This window comes from Bacteroides sp. 1_1_14 (assembly GCF_000162515.1).
Taxonomy (GTDB): Bacteria; Bacteroidota; Bacteroidia; order Bacteroidales; family Bacteroidaceae; genus Bacteroides; species Bacteroides thetaiotaomicron.
Map to the genome: position 1 here is coordinate 674644 of NZ_GG774703.1, position 24845 is coordinate 699488.

The 24845-nt window shown below is 46.3% G+C and carries 17 protein-coding genes; 4 read left to right on the plus strand and 13 right to left on the minus strand.

From position 1 onward, the window contains the following. The first annotated feature begins 229 nt into the window (after positions 1–229). From HMPREF9007_RS18365 to HMPREF9007_RS18350, 4 genes are all read left to right on the plus strand, one after another. Positions 230–2080, plus strand: a complete 1851-nt coding sequence (locus tag HMPREF9007_RS18365) for a right-handed parallel beta-helix repeat-containing protein (protein ID WP_008760631.1) — start codon at positions 230–232, stop codon at positions 2078–2080. A 121-nt stretch (positions 2081–2201) separates the two neighbouring features. Beyond that, positions 2202–4448 (plus strand): alpha-xylosidase, encoded by a 2247-nt coding sequence (locus HMPREF9007_RS18360; protein ID WP_008760632.1) that lies wholly within the window; start codon positions 2202–2204, stop codon positions 4446–4448. A gap of 9 nt (positions 4449–4457) precedes the next feature. After that, positions 4458–6266 carry a corrinoid protein gene (locus tag HMPREF9007_RS18355; protein WP_008760633.1) on the plus strand — a complete coding sequence of 603 codons (1809 nt, stop codon included), beginning with the start codon at positions 4458–4460 and terminating at the stop codon, positions 6264–6266. Positions 6267–6294: 28 nt separating this feature from the next. Beyond that, complete coding sequence (locus HMPREF9007_RS18350) at positions 6295–7866, plus strand: sodium:solute symporter (protein WP_008760634.1); 1572 nt, start codon at positions 6295–6297, stop codon at positions 7864–7866. A gap of 216 nt (positions 7867–8082) precedes the next feature. Here HMPREF9007_RS18350 and HMPREF9007_RS18345 read toward each other — a convergent pair whose 3' ends face one another. From HMPREF9007_RS18345 to HMPREF9007_RS18285, 13 genes are all read right to left on the minus strand, one after another. After that, entirely contained in the window at positions 8083–8859 is a 777-nt protein-coding gene (locus tag HMPREF9007_RS18345; protein WP_008760635.1) for a vitamin B12 dependent-methionine synthase activation domain-containing protein, read from the minus strand. 28 nt (positions 8860–8887) lie between these two features. After that, the gene (locus HMPREF9007_RS18340) at positions 8888–9904 is read right to left on the minus strand and encodes a methylcobamide--CoM methyltransferase (protein ID WP_008760636.1); all 1017 of its coding nucleotides are present in this window, start codon (positions 9902–9904) and stop codon (positions 8888–8890) included. A gap of 129 nt (positions 9905–10033) precedes the next feature. Beyond that, positions 10034–10468, minus strand: a complete 435-nt coding sequence (gene rpiB, locus HMPREF9007_RS18335) for a ribose 5-phosphate isomerase B (RefSeq protein WP_008760637.1) — start codon at positions 10466–10468, stop codon at positions 10034–10036. Beyond that, positions 10468–12477 carry a transketolase gene (locus HMPREF9007_RS18330; RefSeq protein WP_008760638.1) on the minus strand — a complete coding sequence of 670 codons (2010 nt, stop codon included), beginning with the start codon at positions 12475–12477 and terminating at the stop codon, positions 10468–10470. Before HMPREF9007_RS18330 ends, rpiB begins: the two co-directional genes overlap by 1 nt. A gap of 176 nt (positions 12478–12653) precedes the next feature. Further along, the gene (locus HMPREF9007_RS18325) at positions 12654–14198 is read right to left on the minus strand and encodes an alpha-L-arabinofuranosidase C-terminal domain-containing protein (protein WP_008760639.1); all 1545 of its coding nucleotides are present in this window, start codon (positions 14196–14198) and stop codon (positions 12654–12656) included. 69 nt (positions 14199–14267) lie between these two features. Then, positions 14268–16676, minus strand: a complete 2409-nt coding sequence (locus HMPREF9007_RS18320) for a glycoside hydrolase family 127 protein (protein ID WP_008760640.1) — start codon at positions 16674–16676, stop codon at positions 14268–14270. A gap of 104 nt (positions 16677–16780) precedes the next feature. Then, the gene (locus tag HMPREF9007_RS18315; protein ID WP_008760641.1) at positions 16781–18376 is read right to left on the minus strand and encodes an FGGY-family carbohydrate kinase; all 1596 of its coding nucleotides are present in this window, start codon (positions 18374–18376) and stop codon (positions 16781–16783) included. Positions 18377–18587: 211 nt separating this feature from the next. Beyond that, complete coding sequence (araA, locus tag HMPREF9007_RS18310; protein WP_008760642.1) at positions 18588–20117, minus strand: L-arabinose isomerase; 1530 nt, start codon at positions 20115–20117, stop codon at positions 18588–18590. A gap of 80 nt (positions 20118–20197) precedes the next feature. After that, the gene (locus tag HMPREF9007_RS18305) at positions 20198–20548 is read right to left on the minus strand and encodes a four helix bundle protein (RefSeq protein WP_016267883.1); all 351 of its coding nucleotides are present in this window, start codon (positions 20546–20548) and stop codon (positions 20198–20200) included. Positions 20549–20596: 48 nt separating this feature from the next. Then, the gene (locus HMPREF9007_RS18300) at positions 20597–21280 is read right to left on the minus strand and encodes an L-ribulose-5-phosphate 4-epimerase (RefSeq protein ID WP_008760644.1); all 684 of its coding nucleotides are present in this window, start codon (positions 21278–21280) and stop codon (positions 20597–20599) included. 5 nt (positions 21281–21285) lie between these two features. Further along, on the minus strand, positions 21286–21963 hold the full coding sequence (locus tag HMPREF9007_RS18295; RefSeq protein WP_008760645.1) for an NUDIX domain-containing protein: 678 nt from the start codon (positions 21961–21963) through the stop codon (positions 21286–21288). Positions 21964–21984: 21 nt separating this feature from the next. Beyond that, positions 21985–23679: a sodium:solute symporter gene (locus HMPREF9007_RS18290; protein ID WP_008760646.1), complete on the minus strand. Its 1695-nt coding sequence runs from the start codon at positions 23677–23679 to the stop codon at positions 21985–21987. 25 nt (positions 23680–23704) lie between these two features. Then, entirely contained in the window at positions 23705–24844 is a 1140-nt protein-coding gene (locus HMPREF9007_RS18285; protein ID WP_008760647.1) for an aldose epimerase family protein, read from the minus strand. Position 24845: the final 1 nt, after the last annotated feature.

The window sequence follows — 24845 nt, forward strand, 5'->3', positions numbered from 1 at the left end:
TGAAAGGACTGAAGCCACTTGCACCGTTTAGAAGCTCCTAAAGACAGGGTACAAAATAGTGCCTTCAGCCGCTATCCCCTTCTATCAAGTCGTTTGCGAGTAAAACTGAATAGTCTGAATACTGAAAGTACTCCAATTGTAGCAATGGCATTTTTATTATTTTCATCCTATTCGAGTACTAAATTGATGTATGCCCGTCCTAACTATAATAGCACATTGAGTTTGTACCATGAAAAAGACAATCGTTGTTCTTCTTTTTATGGCTTCTTTAGGTTTATTTTCCGTTCTCGTCGCAGGCGAGGTTTATGTTTCTCCGCATGGGAGTGACAGGAATGCAGGTACCAAAGAAGCTCCTTATCTTACCTTGAATCGCGCCATCAAGCAGGCTCGTGAATGGAGAAGGCTGAATCGTCCCGAGGCGGCCGGAGGAATTTGTATCTGTTTGGAAGACGGGGTTTATGCACAGTCCGCTCCTTTGTTTATCCGACCGGAGGATAGCGGCACGTCCGATTCTCCGACACTCATCCGTGCGGTGGAGAATGCGCATCCTGTCATCAGTGGCGGAGTGGCAGTGACCGGATGGAAAAAGGGATGTGATGATCCTCGGATTGCAAAGGAATTAAGATCAAAAATATGGGTGGCAAAGGCGCCATCCTTTGGAAATAGAATCGTAGAAACCCGCCAGATGTGGGTAGACGGTAACAAGGCCCAGCGGGCGGCACAGTTTCCTGATGGAGTGATGGAACGGATGATTGATTTCAATCCGGAAGAACAGACGATAACAATCCCTGCTTCTCAGATCGGAAACCTCCCCAATGCCCGTCAACTGGAAATGATAGTTCATCAACGTTGGGCGATTGCCATTCTGCGTGTGAAGAGTATAGACGTCAGGGGAGAACAGGCCGTCATTCGCTTTCACGAACCGGAGAGTCATCTGGAGTTTGCCCATCCGTGGCCTCAGCCCATCATCGGGGGAGAGAAAGGCAACTCTTCCTTTTGCCTGACGAATGCTCTGGAACTGCTGGACCAACCCGGAGAGTGGTTTCAGGAATATCCGTCGGGGACAATCTACTATTATCCCCGCTCGGAAGAAGATATGGAGACTGCCGAAGTGATCGTTCCTGCTCTGGAAACATTGATGATTGTAGACGGCACATTGGAACGCCCGGTGCGGCATATTCGAGTGGAAGGAATCACCTTTGCCCATACTTCATGGATGCGTCCTTCCTATCAGGGACATGTCACTTTGCAAGGAGGTTTTCCTCTGCTGGATGCTTATAAACTGCATGAACCGGGACTTCCGGAGAAAGCAGAACTGGAGAACCAGGCGTGGATTGCACGCCCCGAAACGGCAATACGTGTACGGGGTACTGAGCATCTTACGTTCAGTCGCTGCAGGTTCCGGCATCTGGCATCTACCGGACTGGATTATGAATGGGCTGTTTCATCTTCCGGCATAGAGAATTGTGTCTTTTCGGATATCGGCGGTACAGGCATACTGATTGGTGCATTCCCCGACAGAGGTTTTGAGACGCATGTGCCTTTCATCCCTCCGGAAGAACGTAACCTATGCACGGACATTACCATTAAAAATAATCTGATCACTGATGTGACCAATGAAGACTGGGGGTGCGTGGGGATCGGTGCGGGATACGTCAGCGGTATCGACATTTCCCATAATGAAGTCTGTCACTTGAATTATTCGGGTATTTGTGTCGGCTGGGGATGGACATCCTTGGAAAGCGGAATGAAAAACAACCGGATAGAAGCCAACTATGTACATCACTTTGCCCGTCGTCTGTATGATGCCGGAGGACTTTATACGCTTTCCAATCAACCGGGCTCCGTGATGCGGAATAATCGGATCGAACATCTCGAAGAAGCACCTTACGCCACCAATGACAGGGCCTTTTATATTTATTTGGATGAAGCTACGGACGGATATACGATTGAAAACAATTGGTGTCCGACTGAACGTTTCGACTCGAATCGTCCCGGCAATCGGAATGTGTGGAAAAATAACGGACCACAAGTGGCAGAAAGCATTAAGAATAAGGCCGGAAGGATAAAACCGGAGTAAGTACAGTCCGACACTGAGCCTATCGCAGTGTCGGGCTGTGCAAAAAGTAGGACCATAGAGACTTGTGAAGTCTGCATGAGTATAGATAAATAAAGATAAAACTAATAATAATAGATCATAAATGAAACCTACTAATTACCATTTGTTTGATTTCCTTGATTTCGATACAGAGTTATTAAGGGATGAGTCACTTTGGAAAGCCTGTAAACCGACAGCCGTTTACGAAAAGGATGGGGATATCTGTGTCACGGTCCCCTTTCAAAAACAGCTGTTAGCTAATGATATGGTTGCGGATACGGCTGTCCCCCGAGAAGAATATACGTTGATCATACGCCAGTATAATATCGGCATTACCCGTCTGTTTCTTGGATTTGGTGAATATGAACTGACAGATCAGTCGGAAATGCTGCAATTCAGCGAACGGATTCGCAGAGTACCTTTGTCTGTAGAGAAGCAGGGAGGCAAATGGATTCTTTTCACCCAAGACGGGACGAAGCGTGCCGTTATCAATGTAGAAGAGCCGGCTTTGGACCGATGGAGCGAGTTACTGCCCGATCCTCAGGAAACACTGGACATCACTCTGTATCCTGACGGCAAACGGGAAATCCGCCTGGCAGCATACGATCATTTCTCGCCTCCCCGCTATGACGGACTGCCCATTGCCTTCTGCAAACGGACGGGCAAAAAGGAACGTGCCACCCTTTCTTTCGAGAGCCGGCCGGATGAATGCTTTGCAGGAACCGGAGAGCGTTTCTTCAAAATGGACTTGAGCGGACAAACGCTTTTCCTCAAGAATCAGGACGGGCAGGGAGTAAATAACCGGCGTACCTATAAGAATATACCTTTCTATCTCTCCAGCCGGATGTACGGGACTTTTTACCATACCTGCGCCCACAGCAAACTTTCGCTGGCGGGACATTCCACCCGCTCCGTACAGTTCCTGAGCGATCAGGCTATGCTGGATGCATTTGTCATTGCCGGCGATACGATGGAAGAGATACTCCGCGGCTACCGTGACCTGACCGGATATCCTTCGATGCCTCCTCTCTGGAGTTTCGGAGTGTGGATGAGCCGGATGACTTATTTCAGTGCCGACGAAGTAAATGAGATCTGCGACCGTATGCGTGCCGAACATTATCCCTGCGATGTCATCCATCTGGATACCGGATGGTTCAGAACCGACTGGCTGTGTGAATGGAAGTTTAACGAGGAACGTTTTCCCGACCCGAAAGGATTCATTCAGAGATTGAAGAAGAACGGTTATCGTGTGTCCTTATGGCAGTTACCTTATGTTGCTGAAGATGCGGAACAGATCGAAGAGGCAAAGGCGAATGAGTATATAGCTCCTCTGACGAAGCAGCAGGACACGGACGGTTCCAACTTCTCGGCTCTGGATTATGCGGGTACTATCGACTTTACTTATCCGAAGGCAACCGAATGGTACAAGGGGCTATTAAAGCAACTTCTGGATATGGGAGTCACCTGTATTAAAACCGATTTCGGAGAAAATATCCACATGGATGCTGTCTACAAGGGCATGAAACCGGAACTGTTGAATAACCTGTATGCCTTGCTCTATCAGAAAGCAGCTTACGAAATAACAAAGGAGGTAACAGGGGACGGCATTGTCTGGGCACGTGCCGCTTGGGCGGGTTGCCAGCGTTATCCATTGCACTGGGGAGGTGACTCCTGCAGTTCATGGGATGGCATGGCCGGTTCACTCAAAGGAGGCCTGCACTTCGGTTTATCGGGCTTTGCCTTCTGGAGCCATGATGTCCCCGGATTCCATACCTTGCCCAATTTTATGAACTCAATCGTAGCGGAGGACGTCTATATGCGCTGGACCCAGTTTGGAGTGTTCACCTCACACATCCGTTATCATGGAACCAATAAGCGGGAACCCTGGCATTATCCGGCTATCGCCCCGCTGGTGAAGAAGTGGTGGAAACTGCGCTACTCGTTGATTCCCTACATCATAGAGCAAAGTAAACTGGCAGTAGAAAGTGGCTGGCCATTGTTACAGGCACTCATCCTGCATCATCCGGAAGATAAACTCTGCTGGCATATCGATGACGAATATTACTTCGGCAATGATTTCCTGGTAGCTCCGGTGATGAATAGCGAAAACCGTCGCGACATTTATCTCCCCGAAGGACAGTGGGTGAATTTCTTTACCGGCGAACGGTTGCAAGGCGGACGCTGGCTGAAAGAGGTGTATGTGCCCTTGGAAGAGATGCCTGTTTATGTGCGTGAGAATGCCGTTATCCCGATTTATCCTGAGGAAGTGAATTGTACAGACGAGATGGATTTAAGCAAAAGTATTGCCTTGCGCATAGATCATAATTACAAAGGATTTTGGACTAAATAAAGAATAGCGATGAAAACTTGGAAAACAAACTTAGAAGAAACGAAACAGCGTTATATAAATTGGTGGAATCATAAAGGAATTATTCTTTCTATGTGGGAACACTTTCAGGAAGGCGTGAAACCGCACGCCGACATTGCTCCACCTGCTCCGGCAAGGGATTTGTCGCAGAAGTGGTTCGACCCTCAATGGCGGGCGGAATATCTGGATTGGTATGTCGCTCACAGTAGTCTGATGGCGGATATGCTGCCTGTTGCAAATACTCAGTTGGGTCCCGGCTCGCTGGCTGCTATTCTGGGCGGAGTATTTGAAGGAGGCGAAGATACGATCTGGATACATCCCGATCCGAACTTTAATGATGAGATCGTATTCAATCCCGAACATCCGAACTGGCTCTTGCATAAAGAACTTCTGAAAGCCTGTAAGGCTAAAGCCAACGGAAACTACTTTGTCGGTATGCCCGACCTGATGGAAGGACTGGATGTATTGGCGGCTTTGAAAGGTACGGATATGGTATTGCTGGATACGGTGATGCAGCCCGAAGTACTGGAGCAACAGATGCAGCAGATCAATGACATCTATTTTAAAGTCTTTGATGAACTCTACGACATTATCCGTGAAGGGGATGAAATGGCATTCTGCTATTTCTCTTCATGGGCTCCGGGCAAGATGAGTAAGTTGCAGAGCGATATTTCTACCATGATCAGTCAGGATGATTATCGTCGTTTTGTGCAGCCGTTTATTCGTGAGCAATGTCAGAAAATCGATTATACGCTCTATCATCTTGATGGAGTGGGAGCGATGCATCATCTTCCCGCCTTGCTGGAGATTGAAGAACTGAATGCCATCCAATGGACGCCCGGTGTCGGCGAGCCGCAGGGAGGTTCTCCGAAGTGGTACGATTTATATAAGAAGATATTGGCAGGAGGCAAGAGCGTAATGGCTTGCTGGGTGACTCTGGAGGAACTGAAACCTTTGTTGGACCATATCGGGGCAGACGGAGTGCATCTGGAAATGGATTTCCACAATGAGAGGGAAGTGGAGCAGGCAATGAGAATCATTGAGGAATATACCGGCTCTTCTTCGTCTGTGTCTGCAGATGTTCACACGAATCAACCCGTTGGAGAACAGGATAATGCACAGGAAAGTATTCGGATCAGAGAAGAAAAGTCTCAGGAAGAGGATCGGATGAAACCTTTGTATGATGCCATTGTAGCCGGAAAACTGGAACCGGCTGTTGAAGTTACAAAGGATGCCATTGCTGCCGGGGTACTCCCGCAGGATATTATCAATGGTTATATGATTACGGCTATGGGCGAAGTCGGTCAGCGTTTTCAGGACGGCAAGGCCTTTGTTCCTCAGCTTCTCATGGCGGGGCGTGCAATGAAAGGAGCTTTGGAACTTTTGAAACCTTTACTGGCGGGGAATGCATCTGCTACTATCGGGAAAATTGTGATCGGTACTGTAAAAGGAGATTTGCATGATATTGGAAAGAACCTCGTGGCTTCCATGCTGGAAGGTTGTGGCTTCGAAGTGATTAATATCGGTATTGATGTTACTTGCGACAAGTTTGTTGAAGCGGTGAAGGAAAACAAAGCGGACATTTTATGTATGAGTGCCTTGCTGACTACCACTATGACTTATATGCAGGATGTGATCCGGGCATTGGAAGAGGCGGGGATCCGCGATCAGGTGAAAGTGATGATCGGAGGAGCACCCGTGAGTCAGGGATTTGCCGATGAAATCGGTGCTGACGGGTATAGTGATAATGCTAATACTGCCGTGGCGGTCGCCAAAGTGCTGATGGGGAAAAGAGATTAAGAATATTTTAATTGTTAATACTTGAATTATGCACGCGAAATTCTTAGACACACTGGATTGGGGCATTCTGATTGCCTATTTTCTGATTCTTATCGCCATTGGTATATGGGCAAGTTCCAAACGAAAGAAGGGGAGCAGTCTCTTTTTGGCGGAACATTCTTTGAGATGGCACCACATCGGATTCTCCATGTGGGGGACTAATGTGGGGCCGTCTATGTTGATAGCTTCTGCCAGCGCCGGATTTACTACCGGCATCGTTTCGGGCAATTATGCCTGGTATGCCTTCGTTTTTATATGCCTGCTTGCTTTTGTTTTCGCTCCCCGTTACTTGGGTTCTCGTGTTTCCACCTTGCCGGAGTTTATGGGAAAGCGGTTCGGACAGTCTACCCGTAATATCTTGGCATGGTATACGATTGTTACAATCTTGATTTCCTGGCTGGCATTGACATTGTTTGCGGGTGGCGTTCTGATTCGTCAGGTATTCGATATACCGATGTGGCAATCCGCTTTGATATTGCTGATCATATCCGCATTCTTTACGATGCTCGGAGGATTGAAAGCGGTTGCCTACACGAATGTTTATCAGATGATCCTGTTGATTCTTGTTTCGGCTGCGTTGGCTATTGTAGGAATCTATAAAGTTGGTGGTATATCGGCTCTGACAGATGCCGTTCCGGCAGACTTCTGGAATCTGTTCAGACCGAATGATGATACCGCTTTCCCTTGGTTGCCGATTATTTTGGGATATCCTGTGATGGGAGTATGGTTCTGGTGTACGGATCAGTCGATGGTACAGCCTGTGTTGGCAGCCAAAAGTCTGAAAGAAGGACAGTTGGGAACGAACTTTACCGGATGGCTCAAAATACTGGATGTTCCTCTTTATATTCTTCCGGGTATCATCTGTCTGGCCTTGTTTCCGCAGTTGGAGAATCCCGATGAGGCGTATATGACGATGGTAACCCATTTGTTTCCTGTCGGGATGGTGGGACTGGTGTTGGCTGTGTTGACTGCCGCACTTGTCAGTACTATCGGATCGGCATTGAATGCTTTGAGTACTGTGTTTACAATGGATATTTATGTGAAGAAGATTCGCCCGCAGGCGAAGCAGAAGGAGATCATCCGGGTCGGACAAGTGGTGACGGTAGCCGGTGCTCTGATATCGGTAATCATAACGATTGCCATTGACAGCATTCACGGACTGAATTTATTCAATGTTTTCCAGTCTGTATTGGGATTCATTGCGCCTCCTATGGCGGCAGTTTTCCTTTTTGGCGTTTTCTGGAAGCATACGACTACGTTGGCTGCTAACGCTGCCCTGACAGTGGGGACGGTATTCAGTATAGGAGTAGGTGTATTGTACCTATGGGTATTTCCTGCGGATCAATATTCTGCATGGCCTCATTTTATGTTATTATCCTTCTACCTGTTCGTTATTATCGGGATAGGGATGGTAGTTGTCAGTCTATTGGATAAGACTCCTCAGACGGCAATATTGAATATGGAGAAGATCGAAGAAAAGCCTGCCCGCATTGTACTTATCTTATGGGGGTTGCTTATCGTAACTATGATAGGACTCTACATCTTCTTTAATGGCCATTAAAGAAGATATAAAGCTGACTAAAAAGTCGATAGTATCTTAAGTATCCTCCTTCGGGAAGGAGGAGTACCCGTAGGGGGAGGTGGTAGGTAATTATATAACATTTTTATTAGCATTGATTTATGTCTTCACCTACCACCTCAGTCTTCGACCACTCCTCCTTCCCGAAGGAGGAGAATGGTGGTACTACCGACTTTTAATTAGCCCCCGATCACAAATTTATCTGTGTTTTCTTTTGCGATAACAGTTTTCGTAAGTGCACAGTCCACAAGTGTATTCAAGCTTGCGGACATTAGTGCCCGTTCCGATGACGCCACTAACTGATTTGATGGGTACCATGAGGCTGGAATCTGTCAACCGGATGCCACAGGGAGCAGCTATGGGGAACAATGGGAACAGTTTTTGTTGTTCCGAAACGTGCCATCCACAGTATCCTGGACTGTATCGGTTGGTATGTTTCCAGTTCTTCTCCCGTATATATTCAACCAAAGCGACTTCCATGCAATCAGCCGTCTTTTCTGCAATAATACTCCCTAATGAGTCTGCTATGTATATTTTGACCATATCTCCTTCTTGTTGCAACGTATGCTGGAATACCTCAAACTCAGTTCCGGCAGTAGCTGCAAAAAAGACAAACGCTTCCGATCCTCTTAATTGACGGGCGATGGTTTTACCAACAGAGAAAACGGTACTTTTACTTTGTGTAGAAAAAGTGTTTTGCTCAGGGCTCCGTGTGGGAATGGTGTCTTGTATAAGATTGACAGTGGGTGGATGGATACTTTGAAGTACGCTAAGAGTCTCTTTTTCGATATCAAGTGTCCCTTCCATAAAGAAGAATGCGAACCGAGGGCGAAGCAGGGGAGTAATCCGTTTTAGCAACGTATTAGTCTCATCTATCACCATCTGATCCGGTATAGAATCTTTGTACCCCATCGCTTCATAAATTTCGGACGATGGGATTCGTAAGTCTTGATAAGTGAGTTCTTGCTCAATCATTATTAACTGACATTATCTGAATGACAGCCTAATTTCGAGTTTCATTGAACTCTTCCAATGCTGTATAAAAAGCATTTATATTAGCTAATGGCGTATATGGCGGTATATCGCAACCGCTCGACAGAACGAAGTTCGGATATGCGGAAGTGGCTTCCAATAACTGGAGAGTCACTTTTTTCATTTCCTCCGGACTCAACATCTTAAAAAGGCTGACCGGATCAAGATTACCCATCGCAAGAGCATCGGCAGGAACTTCTTTCAATGCTTCTTCCATGTTGATTTTATTTCCGAAATGATAGGCTGCCGCACCCGTATATACCATAGCCTGGGTACAATTTCCTGTATTCCCGCAATTATGAAGTACAACGGTGAAATGATCATCCTGAACCTTCTCAACTATTTCTTTTACGAATACAGAAGAGTATTGCAGGCAATCTTCATTGGATAATAATCCGGCAGCAGGTTCCGCCATTACCACTCCATTCACTCCGGTCGCTTTCAGAGCCATGCAGTACCGAATAATGAAATCGGTACATTTGCGCAGCAAAGTGTTGGCTGCCTCGGGGTTGATATAAATCAGCATCATGATCTCAGACATATCATACAAGCGTCCCGCTAATGAATAAGGACCGATACAACCAGCCAGCACCGGACGGTCTGTGATATTCTTTGCAGTCAGCATATTCGCTTTGAGATATTGTGCAATCCTTCCTTTATTCAGTGCCGGTATTTCCAAGGTCTCAATAGCAGCTTCGTCTGCAAGCAAACGACCGGATACGCTTGGAACTTCATTCTCCGGAAATACAATTTCGGCTCCGAATGCTTCCGCCTCTACCGTTAAATCCATAATAACCGTTGCGGCAGCAGAAGGATATTTGTCGCAGAGCGCTTTGATTGCTTCATAATGCACCTGTCCGTTCGTTACTGCATCATGAACCGTCTTTCCGATAAGCTCGATGCCCGGATGTGTCATGATAGGAATGGAAATGACCTTTTTATTCAGGATCGTCTGATTGATCCAGTCTTTCATATTCAGTTTACCCATAACTTCTGTTTTTTAACTTCGTCATATAGTAAGACGATGCAGGTACCCTTTTGTAATCAGTACTTATAAATAAAGCTGTTCTTCAAGAAAGAAGAACAGCTTTATTTATATTTGAATGCTTATCAGGCTTTATTTTACCGGAATCTTATCAATACGATTTTTATGGCGTCCCCCCTCAAACTGTGTTGAGAAGAACTCTGTCAATATCATGTCCGCCTCCTCAGTGCTGATGAAGCGTCCCGGCATCACGAGAATATTAGCGTCATTATGTTGACGGGCCAGATGTGCGATCTCTGCATTCCAGCAAAGAGCAGCACGTATTCCCTGATGCTTGTTCAGAGTCATGTTGATTCCGTTTCCGCTGCCGCAGATCGCAATACCGGGATAACATTCACCCGATTCTACTGCTAGGGCCAGCGGATGGGCATAGTCCGGATAATCTACGCTTGCGGCAGAGTTGGTTCCGAAATCTTTGTAAGCCCAGCCTTTTACTTCCAGCCAGCCGCGAACATATTCTTTTAGTTCAAAACCGGCGTGGTCGCATGCTAATCCAATTGTTTTCATTAAATCATTGCTTTTACCTGATTATATACGTTCTCGGCAGTAAATCCAAGTTTTTCATCCAATACTGTGTAAGGAGCAGAGAAACCGAAAGATTCCAATCCCCATACTTTGCCGTGGCAACCTACCAGACCTTGAAGAGTGACAGGCAAACCGGCAGTAAGACCGAATATCTTGGCATCAGCCGGAAGAACTGATTCCTGATATTCCTTAGACTGGCTGCGGAACAGACCTTCTGATGGTGCAGATACGATACGAACTTTTACGCCATCCTTGCGAAGCAACTCTGTACCGGCTACCAAAGTAGACACTTCGGAACCTGAAGCTACCAGGATTACATCCGGATTTTCGTCTGAACCGGCTACGATATAAGCACCCTTGGCTGCTTGTTCGTAATCAGTTCCGGCAGGCAGGTTGGCGATATTCTGGCGGGAGAAGATCAGACCTGTCGGAGTAGACATATTTTCCATGGCAAGTTTCCATGCGATAGTCGTTTCTTCCGCATCAGCCGGACGAAGTACCAACATAGAGTTGTGTCCCTTGTGGTTTTTCAGTTTCTCCATCAGGCGGATTTGAGCTTCCTGTTCTACCGGTTCATGAGTAGGACCGTCTTCACCTACGCGGAACGCATCGTGAGTCCAGATGAACTTCACAGGTTGTTCCATCAGAGCAGCCATACGTACGGCAGGTTTCATATAGTCGGAGAATACGAAGAATGTACCGCAAGCAGCGATCACACCACCGTGAAGTGACATACCGATACAGATACAAGCCATCGATAATTCAGATACACCGGCCTGGAAGAATGCGCCGCTGAAATCGCCCTTCTTGAAAGAATGAGTTTTCTTCAGGAAACCGTCAGTCTTGTCAGAGTTAGAAAGGTCGGCAGAAGCAACGATCATGTTTTCTACCTGCATTGCAAGAGCACTCAGAACAGTTGCAGAAGCGGCACGAGTGGCAGTACCTGCTTTCTGTTCGATGGCAGCCCAGTCTACTTTGGGAGCTTTGCCGGAGAAGAATGCTTCCAGTTTAGCTGCCAGTTCCGGATTGGCTTTGGTCCATTCGGCTTTCTTTGCATATCTTTCAGCTACGATTTTCTTTAATTCTGCTGCTCTCTTTGCATACAGTTCGGCTACTTCCGGGAAAATCACGAACGGATTGACAGGATCGCCACCCAAATTCTTGATTGTATTTACATAGGCGTCGCCACCGAGCGGAGCGCCGTGTGTAGCACAGTTGGCTTCGTAGCTGCTACCGTCTGCTTTGCGTGCGCCTTTACCCATAACGGTTTTACCGATAATCAGAGTCGGGCGCTCTTTTTCTGCCTGAGCTTCTTTGATAGCTGCACGGATTTCGTCAGGATCATTACCATTGATGCTGAGTACGTTCCATCCCCATGCTTCATATTTCATGGCAGTGTCTTCAACGGTTACATCTTTCGTTTCTGTAGAAAGCTGAATATCGTTGGAGTCGTAGAACATGATCAGGTTGTCCAGTCCCAATGCACCGGCAATGCGTCCGGCACCCTGAGAGATTTCTTCCTGAATACCACCATCGGAAATGTATGCGTAAATAGTCTGATTCATTACTTCATTGAAGCGTGCTTTCAGGAATTTAGCTGCGATAGCGGCACCTACAGCGAAAGTATGTCCCTGTCCCAGCGGACCGGAAGTATTTTCGATACCACGCATGATGTCTACTTCCGGATGTCCCGGAGTAGGGCTTCCCCATTGGCGAAATTCTTTTAGTTCGTCCAAAGTGAACTTACCTGTCAATGCCAATGTAGAATAGAGCATCGGAGACATATGACCCGGATCAAGGAAGAAACGGTCACGACCTTCCCAACGCGGATTTTCAGGATCGTATACTAGAAACTCAGAGAAGAGTACATTTACAAAGTCAGCACCACCCATGGCGCCACCCGGGTGACCGGAATTGGCTTTCTCAACCATTGAAGCAGCAAGAATACGGATGTTATCCGCTGCACGATTCATAAGTTTATTATCGTTCATATCTTTAATAATTAATAGATTTGCTAGTCTGTCAATGTGCCAATTACTTGGCATATTTCTCATAATGTTGGCAAAGATAGCTCTTTATGTGTAATTAACCATCCAAAAGAGCTATCTTTTTTGTAGGCTTTTTAACAGCCTTCTTGTTTACAATACAGTAAGTATTTACTATTAGATTACTGTAACTCTAAAGTAACAATTGACTTAGCCGGTAGTTTTACCTTCATAATTCCTTTATTGATTTTTACCTCTTTGAAGGAAGCCGGTTTTACAATATTAGGTTTTTCGAAAGAGTTGTAATCAGTCAGATTAGCAGAAGTCAGGATTTCTCCAATCGCCTTTTTGGCATTTACGTCCGGAAGATTGACTGTGATTTCCTGTGCGTTGTCTGCATCTACGTTGGAGAGAGAAATATGGATCACTCCGTTCTTGTTCTTAGAAGCTGTTGCGCTGACCATGGGAACTGTACGGTTATCGCGTACGTTCATTTTCTCGCAAGTCAGGTCGAGTGGAAGATAGGTTGCATCCTGATGCACTTTGTACATCTTAAATACATAATAAGTAGGAGTAAGTACCATATCTTTGTCTTTAGTCAGAATCATAGATTGCAGAACGTTGACTATCTGAGCAATGTTCGCCATTTTCAGACGGTCGGTATATTTGTGGAATACATCGAGACTTAAAGAAGCAACGAAGGCATCACGCAATGTGTTTTGCTGATACAGATGACCTCTGACCGTTCCTGGTTCTTCGTCCCACCAAGTGCCCCATTCGTCAAGCAAAAGGGCAATCTTCTTGTCTTTATCATATTTGTCCATGATGGCGCAATGTTTTTTGATGACATCTTCCACTTCAAGACATTTGCCCATCGTCCAGTAATAATCGTCTTTGTTGAATTGGGTTGCCGCGCCTTTGCTGCCGCTCCATCCTGTAACTGTATAGTAGTGTAAGGATAGACCTTGCATCCGGTGACCGACACGATTCATCAGTACATCCGTCCAGTTATAGTCGTAATCACTGGCACCACTGGCTATCTTAAACAGATGATTACCGTCATAGTTACGGCAATAAGTAGAATAACGGCGATACAGATCGGCATAATATTCAGGACGCATGCTGCCGCCGCATCCCCAGCTTTCATTTCCTACACCGAGATATTTTACTTTCCATGCCTTGTCTCGGCCGTTCTTGCGACGCAGATTTGCCATTGGAGAATCACCGTCGGAAGTCATGTACTCCACCCATTTGGCGAGTTCTTCTACCGTGCCGCTGCCTACGTTTCCACTTATATATGGTTCGCAGCCCAGCATTTCGCAAAGGTTCAGAAATTCGTGTGTTCCGAAACTGTTGTCTTCAATCGTTCCTCCCCAGTTGTTGTTCACCATCTTCGGGCGGTTTTCTTTGGGACCGATACCGTCCATCCAGTGATATTCGTCTGCAAAGCAGCCGCCCGGCCAGCGGAGAACAGGAACAGACAAGTCTTTTAATGCATTAAATACGTCCGTGCGGTATCCTTTGATATTAGGAATATCCGAATTTTCGCCTACCCAAAGACCACCGTAGATACATGAACCCAGGTGTTCGGCAAATTGACCGTAGATTTCCTTCGGGATGATTTCTTTGCCTTGGTCGGCATGTACAGTGATGGTAGCACTCTTTTGTGCTGAAAGAGATACCGAGGCTGCCAGAAAGGCCGTGCTGACTAATAGTTTTGCTTTCATAAATGGAATTTGTTTAAATGATTATATAGAAGTTTGATTTTTACGATGATCATTCTCTTGTTCTTACGGTTACTTCAGTAAGCGTACTTCATAAACGGCAGAGGTCCATTCTGTTCCGTCCGGCTTAAAAAGAATCTCGCAGCTTCCTGCTTTTAACTTACGGGGCAGGAGATAACAGAGTCTGATAAAACCGTCTTTGTCGGCTTTGCTCACAGTGGGATGAACGGTCAGTTTTTCGTTATTCAGCAGGATCACTGCTTTGTTACGGTCTTCTTGCCGTACGGTGATCATAAGCTGGCTTGCTTCTTCTTTTATTTTCAGGTTATAGCTGAACCAACCTTTAGCCCGGCGGAAATGACGGTCTTTGTGGGTTCCGGTTTCGGAAGCTTCATATTGAATGCTATGATCAGATTCCGGTTGCTGTTCACCGGGGAAGATCAGGTCAACTGTCCGGTTCGCCAGGTCGGTCGCTTTCTGTTCGGCTGTAGCCATTTCTTCCTGAATCGTTTTGAACTGTTCTTCACTGGCTTGGCGGAAATAAACGGCATAACGGGAATTATGCAGGCGGAAGAACGGAATAAGCTCCAGTGATTTATTCTTTTGTGCCGGATAAACGTTTCCATCATAACTAAAAGCTAGTTTGCTTCCGCTCAGTTTGTGAAGAGAATGGCGGATAGAATCGGGATTCCCGATCAGCATCGGGACCTCCTGCAAAGGTGTTTGCCGGCCGTGGGCAATGTGACCGCCGCGGCTGTCGTCTGCATAGATTCCGTCAAGGTTTTCTGTTCCTGTAGAAGTTGCAAGAACGATGGGACCGTATAAGAAAGCATAGTAATCTTTCTTGTCTGGAATCTGCTCCAGGCTGACCTTCATAGGCAGATGGAAGGTGATAACATCTCCTTTCTTCCATTTACGCCGGAGGGGAAGGTATGTACTGGTTCCCGCCTGTATGTCAGAAAGGTGCTTCTTGCCGTTGATGGTGATTTCATACCCTTTTGAGTTTCCTGCCCATTCCGGTATACGAATCATTAATGTCAGTTTCTTCTTAGCGGCTTTGTCTATTCGTAAGGTAACTTTTTCATCATCGGGGAAGAGAGTTTCCTGCGTTAAGGTAACGCCTTGTTCTTTCCAGTTCAGTTGTGAAGGAATAAAAAGATTGACGTAAAGCGTATCTTGTTGATGCGCATAAATAAATTCACCATACTTGGTGTGATTTTCCAAGCCTGAACCGACGCAGCACCACATCGATGTTTCCGGTTGCGAGTATACCCGATAATGTCCGGGACGCATCGGAGTAAAGTAGACGAATCCGCCTTTATCCGGTTCTTGTGATGACAGGATATGATTGTAGAGTGCACGTTCATAATAATCTACATAACGTGGGTCCGGTTTGTTGGAGTTGTCAACGTCTCCGGAGTTCTGATAAAGCATTTTGGTCAGCCGGAGCATGTTGTAAGTATTGCAAGTCTCCGGTCCCTGAACGTCATTCAGCATAGACGTAAAGTTGTCCGATGGATGAAAATGTTCGCGTACGCTGTTCCCGCCGATACACACGGAACGGTGATTGACTACGGTATTCCAGAAAAAACGGGCTGCATGATCCCATTCTGCTGCATGATTCCAGTCTTTGTCATTCTTTGAAACTTCGGCTACCCGTTTGTATCCGATTACTTTAGGAATTTGTGTGTTGGCATGCATTCCGTTTAACCTGTCTTCGTTTTTGATAAGCCGGTCGAGAATGACTTTATGAGAGAAACGGCGTGCCAGTTTCAGGTATTTCTTATCGCCTGTTATTTCCGCTACATCCGCAAACGTTTCATTTAAGCCGCCGTGTTCACTGCGGAGCATATCCTGCATTTGGTTGTCGCTAAGACCGGAAGTAATATCAATCATCCAGTCGGTAAGATCAATCAGCATCTGACGTGCCAGATCGCTGTGGGCATACAGGTAAGCGTCCCGCAGTCCGGCATACGTTTTGTGTATATTATAGAGGGGTACCCATTTGCCGTTTAAGCTGAAGCCTCCGGCACGAATGTCACCTGCTTTGATTTCTTTCCAAAGTTGGAGGCTACCGGGTGTTCCTCCGATAAATCCTGTGCCGACAGCTTGCTGTGCACGGTGTAGTTCGTTGAGCATATAGTTGAGACGGTGGTATATCGCCGTATCTCCGGTGGCGGCATACATCATGGAAAGTGCGGAAAGGTAATGTCCGCCGATGTGACCGTCCAGTCCTGTATTCTCCCAGTTGGTATAGCTTGGGGCTTTGGGTGTCAGTCCGGCTTCGCGAAGGAAAGGAGCTGATAATCTGTCCGGGTCGAGAGCTAAGATATAATGTAAATCAGTCTGTTGAGCTTGCAGAAAAGGACTGCTTAATAACTTCACATCTTGAAGGGAAAAGTAAGAGACCTGATGGTTCGTCTGGGCTTTTCCGATGGAGATGGATATAATAAGGGCAAGTATGAACGAGGTGGTTTTCATGATAATAGCTTCCCCCTGACCCCCTCCAAAAAGGAGAGGGAATGAGGATATTTATGTTAATACTAAATTCAGGGAAAGGGGGAGAAAGGTCTCCGTGAAGCCGCTTATTTGAATTTGACGGCTGCTTCTTCTATAGGCAAACCTGCCTTGTAGCTTTCGATGTATGTGTTGAAGCCGGCTACATCTTCGGGTGTGGGTGATACCTCGACACCAGCATCGCTGACAAATACACTTTCATCCAGGAAATCGGCAAGAGATTGACCCTTTTTATTGTTTACCAGGTAAGAACCCAGCAGGGCAATTCCCCATGCACCGCCTTCACCGGCTGTTTCCATAACAGATATGGGCGAGTTGATGGCTGCTGCAAGTACTCTTTGACCGACTCCTTTGGTTCTGAACAATCCTCCGTGACCTGTGATTCTGTCGACTTTGATCTTTTCTTCGTTGAACAAGATGTCGTTGCCAATCTTGAGAACTCCGACTGAGGCGTACAAATGAGCCCGCATAAAGTTTGCAAGGTTGAACTTGTCATTGGCCGAACGTACGAACAAAGGTCTTCCCTCGGCAAGTCCCGTAACAGGTTCGCCTGAAATGTAGTTGTAGGAGAGGAGACCACCGCAATCGGTATCACCGGTAAGGGCAATGTTATAAAGTTTGCCATAGAGTTCATCCATATCTACAGGTATACCCAGAAGTTCCTGGTATTCTTTGAACAGGTTGACCCATGCGTTAAGATCCGAAGTACAGTTGTTGCAATGTACCATGGCTACGAGGCTTCCGTCGGGAGTGGTGACCATGTCGATCATTTCGTATGGCTTCGACAATTCTTTTTCCAATACGATCATAGAGAAAGAAGAAGTACCTGCCGATACGTTGCCGGTGCGTTGCTTGACGGCGTTGGTTGCTACCATGCCGGTGCCTGCGTCTCCTTCCGGCGGGCAGACCGGTATTCCTGCCTTCAGATGACCGGATGCATCGAGCTTTTTACAGCCTTCCGGTGTGAGGACACCGGCATTTTCACCAGCCGACAATACTTTGGGCAGAATGTCTTCCAGTTTCCAACTGTATTCTTTCGAAGCAATCAGATTGTTGAATTTGGCCACCATTTCGGCGGAATAGTTGTTGGTAGTCGGATCTATGGGGAGCATACCCGATGCGTCACCAATGCCCAACACCTTTTCGCCTGTTATCTGCCAATGTACATAACCTGCAAGAGTTGTCAGGAACTTGATGTCTTTGACGTGCGCTTCGTTGTCCAGAATAGCCTGGTACAAATGAGAAATGCTCCATCTCAAAGGGATGTTATAGACAAATAATTCGGATAATTCTGCCGCAGCACGGCCTGTATTGGTATTTCTCCAAGTGCGGAAAGGCACGAGGATTTCTTCTTTTTCATTGAAAGGCATGTAACCATGCATCATGGCGCTGACACCGATGGCTGCCAGTGTTTCGATCTCTGTGTCGTATAATTTCTTCACGTTGGAGCGGAGGTCGGCGTAGCAATCTTGCAGTCCGGACCAGATGGCATCAATGCTGTAAGTCCAAAGTCCGTTGACCAGTTGATTTTCCCATGTGTGGCTGCCTTGAGCGATAGGTTTGTTTTCCTGGTCAATCAGAACAGCTTTTATTCGTGTAGAACCGAGTTCTATGCCAAGGATGGCTTTACCTGTCTCGATGGTTGATTTTGCATCTAATTTCATGTTGAAACCGATATTTTAAGGTATAACAATAAGTGTGGAGAACAAAGACTGAGTCTACTTTCAAAAGGCGGGGCGGTAGGTACACACGCGGTATGTTGATAATAAGGAATTTATTATTTACCTACCACCTCCCCCTACGGGTACTCCTCCTTTGGGAAGGAGGAGAATGGAGATGGTACCGACTTTTAAAAGTGGACTCAGTGATTGGTTTTTAGCAAAGCGCTTTATTCAGCATGTAATATACTTCATTCATGCGAAGTTCTTTCTTGAAGCAGCTGATAGTCGTATCTTTATTGATATGTACCATTTCGATGCCTGCGATTTCCGCATAATCTTCCCAGTATTCTGCTGTCAAGTCGTATGAGAAGCAAGAGTGGTGAGTTCCACCGGCCAAAATCCATGCGCCTGCGCCTACTTCGAGGTTAGGCATCGGAATCCAGAGTGCGGAAGCAACCGGCAATTTCGGAAGTGGTTTCGGTTCGATACATTCTACATCGTTTACGATCAGACGGAAACGGTTACCCATATCCACTACAGTTGCGGTGCAGCCTGTTCCTGTCTTTGAAGTGAACACAAGACGGGCAGTCTGGCTCTTACGGATACCTATGCCGAGGAAGTGTACTTCCAGACGAGGCTTGTTAGCTGCGATAAGCGGACAGATCTCCAACATATGTGACTGTAGGATAGAACTGTTGGCACCATCAAAGTTCAGTGTATAGTCTTCGAGGAATGAACAGCCTTTCGGAAGTCCTTGATTCATTACCCATACAGTACGATAAAGAGCAGCCGATTTCCAGTCACCTTCAGCACCGAATCCGTAGCCTTCTGCCATCAGGCGTTGAGAAGCCAGTCCCGGAATCTGATCGAAATAGCTACCGTCAGTCTGACCCAGATCGTCAAAGTTGGTAGTGAATCCTTTGGCGCCTTTCGCTTTGAGGATAGCACGGAGAGCCAGTTCGGCTTTGGCAGCATTCCATACTTTCTGATAAGCTTCGGTTGATTTGTCTTCCAGAGAAGCGTCGTGATCGTAATCATTGAAGTAAGTAGCTACCAAAGCATCTACATCAGCATTTTTGATATCTTTGTGATATTCCATCAGCTCGCTTGCCGGGCAATAATCTACATGATAGCCCATGCGTTGTTCTGCTTCTACCTTGTCACCATCGGTTACGGCTACATTATTCATCTGATCGCCGAAACGGATGATCAGCATATCCTGAGAGTCAGCCCAACCTGCGCAAACACGCATCCAGACAGCAATCTTATGCAATGTTTCTTCTTCTTTCCAGTAGCCTACCACTACTTTGCGACGGATGCGCATACGGGTACAGATATGTCCGAACTCGCGGTCGCCGTGAGCTGACTGGTTCAGATTCATAAAGTCCATATCCATTGTATCCCAAGGAATTTCCTTGTTGAACTGAGTATGCAGGTGCAGCAATGGTTTCTTTAATTGTTGCAGACCATGAATCCACATTTTAGCAGGAGAGAAAGTATGCATCCAAGTGATGACGCCTACACATTTGTCATCGTTGTTGGCTGCTTTGAATACAGCTTCCACCTCTTTAGAAGAGTTGGCCGTTCCTTTGTATACTACTTTAACAGGAAGTTTGCCCGATTCATTCAGACCGTTAACCATTTCGTTAGAGTGTGCGTCTACTGCGATTACTGCATCACCTCCGTACAAGAGCTGTGCTCCTGTTACGAACCATACTTCATACTGATCAAATACGTTATTCATAATTTATTGAATTGACAATTGACAATTGACAATTGACAATGAGAGAATGTCGAAAGTCAAATGGCAATTGCGGGTTATTATTAATTGTTTTTTGTTGTTTTAATTATAGATATTAATAATTTGTTTATTTCTGTGCTGTCATTATTGATGCTCTCATATTGTTCCCGAGTGATATACTCTGTTCTAATCAATAATTCCAGCCAATACTCTGTTTCGTTCGCTTCCTTAAGTGCTATATTCAGCTTATTAATAAAATCAGCCCGACTTTGTGCTTGCTCAGCCTCACGAATATTGGCACCAATACTGGTCCCGGATCGCAATATTTGCTTACTCATCACAAACTCCTTTTGTTCATTTACTAAAAACTTATATAAATTCACAATCCGAACAGCGAACTCCAAACTTTTATCTTTTACTACATTATCCTTCATGTCCTCTCGCATTAATTGTCAATTGTCAACTGTCAATTGTCAATTATTTTATTGTCCGTAGTAAGCGTTCGGACCATGCTTGCGGCTGAAGTGTTTCTCTACCAGCAACGGGTTCATTGTTAAATTGGGATTCACGGCATAAGCAATGCTTGCCATTTTGGCAACTTGTTCCATCACTACTGCATTGTGTACGGCATCGTGTGCGTCTTTTCCCCAAGAGAAAGGACCATGATTCTTGACCAATACTCCCGGTGTATGTACAGGGTTCAGGCTTTCGAAACGTTTTACGATCACGTTTCCAGTTTCCAGTTCATAGGCACCTTTTACTTCAGCTTCCGTCATATCCGCTGTGCAGGGGATTGCATCATGGAAATAGTCAGCGTGAGTTGTCCCGATATTGGGAATATCACAACCGGCCTGCGCCCATGCGGTAGCATAAGTAGAGTGGGTATGCACCACTCCGCCGATTTCGGGGAATGCTTTGTAGAGTACCACGTGAGTAGGAGTATCTGAGGATGGCTTCAGCCGTCCTTCGACGACTTTGCCATCCAGGTCCACTACTACCATATCTTCCGCTTTCATATCATCGTAACTGACTCCACTGGGTTTGATGACTACCAGTCCCGTTTCACGGTCGATGGCAGAAACATTTCCCCATGTAAAGATGACTAATCCATGCTTTACCAATTCGAGATTGGCATGAAATACTTTTTCTTTCAGTTCTTCCAGCATATTGATTATAATTTAAATTTCGGGTCCTTGCGGTAGGCTTTGCCGTTGAATTTATACAAGGCTGCACCCCGTTTGGAACCCAGTTTATCGATTTTATCCGTCTTTTCGATAAAGTCCATTTCTGCGACACGCTTGCGGAAATTCCGTTTGTCCATCGGTTCGCCGTAAATAGCTTCGTAGAGACTTTGCAGTTGGGACAGTGTGAACAGCTTCGGCAACAGATTGAATCCGATAGGCTCGACAGATGCTTTCTGTTTCATCATCTCCCGTGCTTTGTCCACCATCTCCGGATGGTCGAAAATCAGTGCGGGGAGTTCGTTGATGTTTACCCAGTAAGCATTGTGCTTCTGAACCAGTTCGCGGTCATACTCATTGATGTTGATCAGCGCATAGTAGGCAATCGAAACTACCCTTTCGCCCGGATCGCGGTCGATGGCGCCGAAGGCTCCCACCTGTTCCATGTATACGTTTTCCAAACCTGTAAGTTCAGCCAGTACACGTTTGGCAGCGTCGTCCACGCTTTCGTCTTTTTGCACGAATCCTCCCATCAGTGACCATTCACCCATTGCCGGTTCGAAGTTTCTCTTCAGCAGCAGCAGGCTTATTTCGCCTTCATTAAAACCGAAGATGATGCAGTCGATACCGAGATAGAAGGTAGGATTCGAACTATAATAGTTTTTCATCGTTTGAATGAATTTATTTAATTACCAGAAATACCAGTAGAAGGCACCTGTGATAGCAAGGATGATTACTGTATGAATGATATCCCAGTGATCCCAGCTTGCGCGGGTAGCCGCTTTTTGTTCTTTCGTTGCCGTACCGAATACCAGTCCCTGAATCTTTTCAGCTGTCGGAGCTTCCGTGGCAAGGCTGACTACGATGACTACGATGATACAGAACAGGAACATCCATCCGCAGAAGAAGAGCCAGTTCATATCGTAGAACAAATATTTAAAGGTAGAATCTGCCACTTCACCTGCGTTGCTGTAATATACTTTGGCACCCAGACGAGTCAGACCGATGATCATACCGGCGATCAATCCCCACATACCACCTTGTGCGGAAGTACGTTTCCAGCAGATACCCAGCAGGAAGGCAGCGGCAATACCCGGAGCCAATACAGACTGAACGTCCTGCAAATAAGTATAAAGTACATCACCTACGCTACGCATGATAGGAATCCAGAGAATACCGAGGATTACGATCACTACAGTTGCTATCTGACCAATACCCACCAGTTTCTTTTCCGGAGTCTCCGGACGGAAGCGTTTGTAGAAATCGATTGTAAACAACATGGCAGATGAGTTGAACAGTGAAGCCAGCGAACTCATCAAGGCAGCGAGGATACCGCATACTACCAGACCTTTCACACCGGCAGGAAGCAATTTAGCTACCAGAGTAGGGAAGGCAGCGTCAGCGTTGGCAGTACCATTGGCAAGCATTGGGAGGAAACCTTCGCCACCGGTACCGATATATTTCTGATGTAATGCGAAAGCAATCATACCCGGAATCAGGAACAGGAATACAGGCAACAGTTTCAGGTAAGCGCCGAAGATAGTACCGCGACGAGCCTCTTTTTCATTCTTTCCGGAAAGTACACGTTGTACGATGAACTGGTCAGTACACCAGTACCAGAAACCGATAATGGCAGAACCGATAAGTGCACCCAGCCAAGGGAAGTTCGCATCATCGTTGCTGCGGATCAGATTGATCATGGTGTCACCATAATCGTTTACCGTCACAGCACCGCACACTCTCATCATTTCGTCCCAGCCTCCCAGTTCTTTGAAACCGAGCACAAGGATAATCAACGAGCCTAACAGAAGAATCGGAGTCTGAAGTACAGAAGTATAAAGTACCGATTTCATACCACCGAAGATCGTATATAGTGCAGTGAGAACAACCAGTCCGATGGCGGCAATCCAGAAGAAGTCGATTCCCCAGAGTTCCTTGATGCCGAATACTTGCTGGAATACCAGTCCGCCGGCATATACTGTCACTGCTACCTTGGTCAATACATAACTTACCAGAGAAATGACCGATAAGATGGTACGTGACTGAGGATTGTAACGGCGTTCCAGAAATTCCGGCATCGTGTATACCATGCTTCGTGAATAGAAAGGTACGAATACCCATCCCAGAATCAGGATCATCCATCCCTGAATTTCCCAGTGAGCCATCGCCATACCGCTTGAAGCTCCTGCTCCCGCCAGTCCGATCAAGTGTTCCGAGCCGATGTTTGATGCGAAGATAGAGGCACCGATCGCAAGCCATGTTGCGTCACGTCCGCCTAAGAAATAATCTGCCGAGTCATTTTGTTTTTGTCTGACTACCCAAACAATAATACCTATCAGAGCCAAAAAGAAGACTCCAATTACTAGCCAATCTAATGCTTCCACAATAAATTTGATTTATAAGTTAATATTATTTCTCTGTCGAGAATTTAAAGATACATTCGCTGTTGTACGTTTGTCCCGGTTCCAGCACAACGGACGGCCAGTCGGCTTTGTTGGGGCTGTCGGGGTAGTGTTGTGTTTCGAGGCAGACAGAAGCACGTTGGTTGTAAACGATGCCTTTCTTTCCGCTTACGGTTCCGTCGAGGAAGTTACCTGTGTATACCTGAATACCCGGTTCGTTGGTATATACTTCCAATGTGATTCCGGTTTCGGGAGACGTCAGTCTGGCAGCTACCTGCGAGATGTCACCTTTGGTGTTGAGCACCCAGTTGTGATCATATCCGTTGCCGTTCTTGAGTTGGACGAAGTCGTAGTTGTTGATATCTTTGCCTACCGCTTTCGGAGTAGTGAAGTCCATCGGAGTATCTTTGACCGGAGCGATTTCGCCGGTTGTCATGAAGGTGCTGTCTACCGGAGTATAGTAATCTGCATTTACATACATGATGTTGTCTGTCGATGTTTTTGACGGATCACCAGCCAGATTGAAGTAAGAGTGGTTGGTCATGTTGATGATTGTCTTTTTGTCGGTAGTAGCGCTGTACTTGATGTCGATGGCGTTGTCATCTGTCAGTTGATAGGTTACTTTAGCAGTCACATTTCCGGGGAAATTCGCGTCACCGTCCGGAGAGATAAGAGTCAGTTCCAGTGTTGTCGGATCGATAAGGTTGGCTTCGTATACTTGGTATTGCCATCCTTTCGGGCCTCCGTGCAGGCAGTGGCCGAAGTTGTTTTGCGGCAGTTGGATGGTATCTCCGTCCAGTACAAAACGCCCTTGGTTGATGCGGTTGGCGTAACGGCCGATAGAAGCACCGAAATCACTGGGTACATTAATATAATCAGCAATGCTGTCAAAACCTAAAACTACATCCTGCATCTTGCCGTTCTTGTCGGGCACCATGATGGACACGATGCGTCCGCCGAAGTTAGTGATGCATACTTCCATACCCGCCTTATTCTTTAAGGTATAAAGAGCTGTTTGGGCATTGTTCACTTCTGTTTGAAATTTTGCCGGGTCAAGACCGGATAAAGTCAGCTCGGAAGCCGGCTTGTTATTGCACGCGGCAAGCATCAGCGCGGCAATTCCTGCAAGTAGAAAATGTTTTTTCATG

Excerpts from the sequence above, each read along its gene's own strand:
- rpiB (WP_008760637.1), bottom strand. The coding sequence starts at position 10,468 with ATGAAAACAATTGGATTAGCATGCGACCACGCCGGTTTTGAACTAAAA.
- HMPREF9007_RS18325 (WP_008760639.1), bottom strand. The coding sequence starts at position 14,198 with ATGAAAGCAAAACTATTAGTCAGCACGGCCTTTCTGGCAGCCTCGGTA.
- HMPREF9007_RS18340 (WP_008760636.1), bottom strand. The coding sequence starts at position 9,904 with ATGGGTAAACTGAATATGAAAGACTGGATCAATCAGACGATCCTGAAT.
- HMPREF9007_RS18285 (WP_008760647.1), bottom strand. The coding sequence starts at position 24,844 with ATGAAAAAACATTTTCTACTTGCAGGAATTGCCGCGCTGATGCTTGCC.
- HMPREF9007_RS18360 (WP_008760632.1), top strand. The coding sequence starts at position 2,202 with ATGAAACCTACTAATTACCATTTGTTTGATTTCCTTGATTTCGATACA.
- HMPREF9007_RS18365 (WP_008760631.1), top strand. The coding sequence starts at position 230 with ATGAAAAAGACAATCGTTGTTCTTCTTTTTATGGCTTCTTTAGGTTTA.
- HMPREF9007_RS18295 (WP_008760645.1), bottom strand. The coding sequence starts at position 21,963 with ATGAAAAACTATTATAGTTCGAATCCTACCTTCTATCTCGGTATCGAC.
- HMPREF9007_RS18315 (WP_008760641.1), bottom strand. The coding sequence starts at position 18,376 with ATGAAATTAGATGCAAAATCAACCATCGAGACAGGTAAAGCCATCCTT.
- HMPREF9007_RS18355 (WP_008760633.1), top strand. The coding sequence starts at position 4,458 with ATGAAAACTTGGAAAACAAACTTAGAAGAAACGAAACAGCGTTATATA.
- HMPREF9007_RS18330 (WP_008760638.1), bottom strand. The coding sequence starts at position 12,477 with ATGAACGATAATAAACTTATGAATCGTGCAGCGGATAACATCCGTATT.
- HMPREF9007_RS18305 (WP_016267883.1), bottom strand. The coding sequence starts at position 20,548 with ATGAAGGATAATGTAGTAAAAGATAAAAGTTTGGAGTTCGCTGTTCGG.
- HMPREF9007_RS18300 (WP_008760644.1), bottom strand. The coding sequence starts at position 21,280 with ATGCTGGAAGAACTGAAAGAAAAAGTATTTCATGCCAATCTCGAATTG.
- HMPREF9007_RS18320 (WP_008760640.1), bottom strand. The coding sequence starts at position 16,676 with ATGAAAACCACCTCGTTCATACTTGCCCTTATTATATCCATCTCCATC.
- HMPREF9007_RS18350 (WP_008760634.1), top strand. The coding sequence starts at position 6,295 with ATGCACGCGAAATTCTTAGACACACTGGATTGGGGCATTCTGATTGCC.
- araA (WP_008760642.1), bottom strand. The coding sequence starts at position 20,117 with ATGAATAACGTATTTGATCAGTATGAAGTATGGTTCGTAACAGGAGCA.
- HMPREF9007_RS18345 (WP_008760635.1), bottom strand. The coding sequence starts at position 8,859 with ATGATTGAGCAAGAACTCACTTATCAAGACTTACGAATCCCATCGTCC.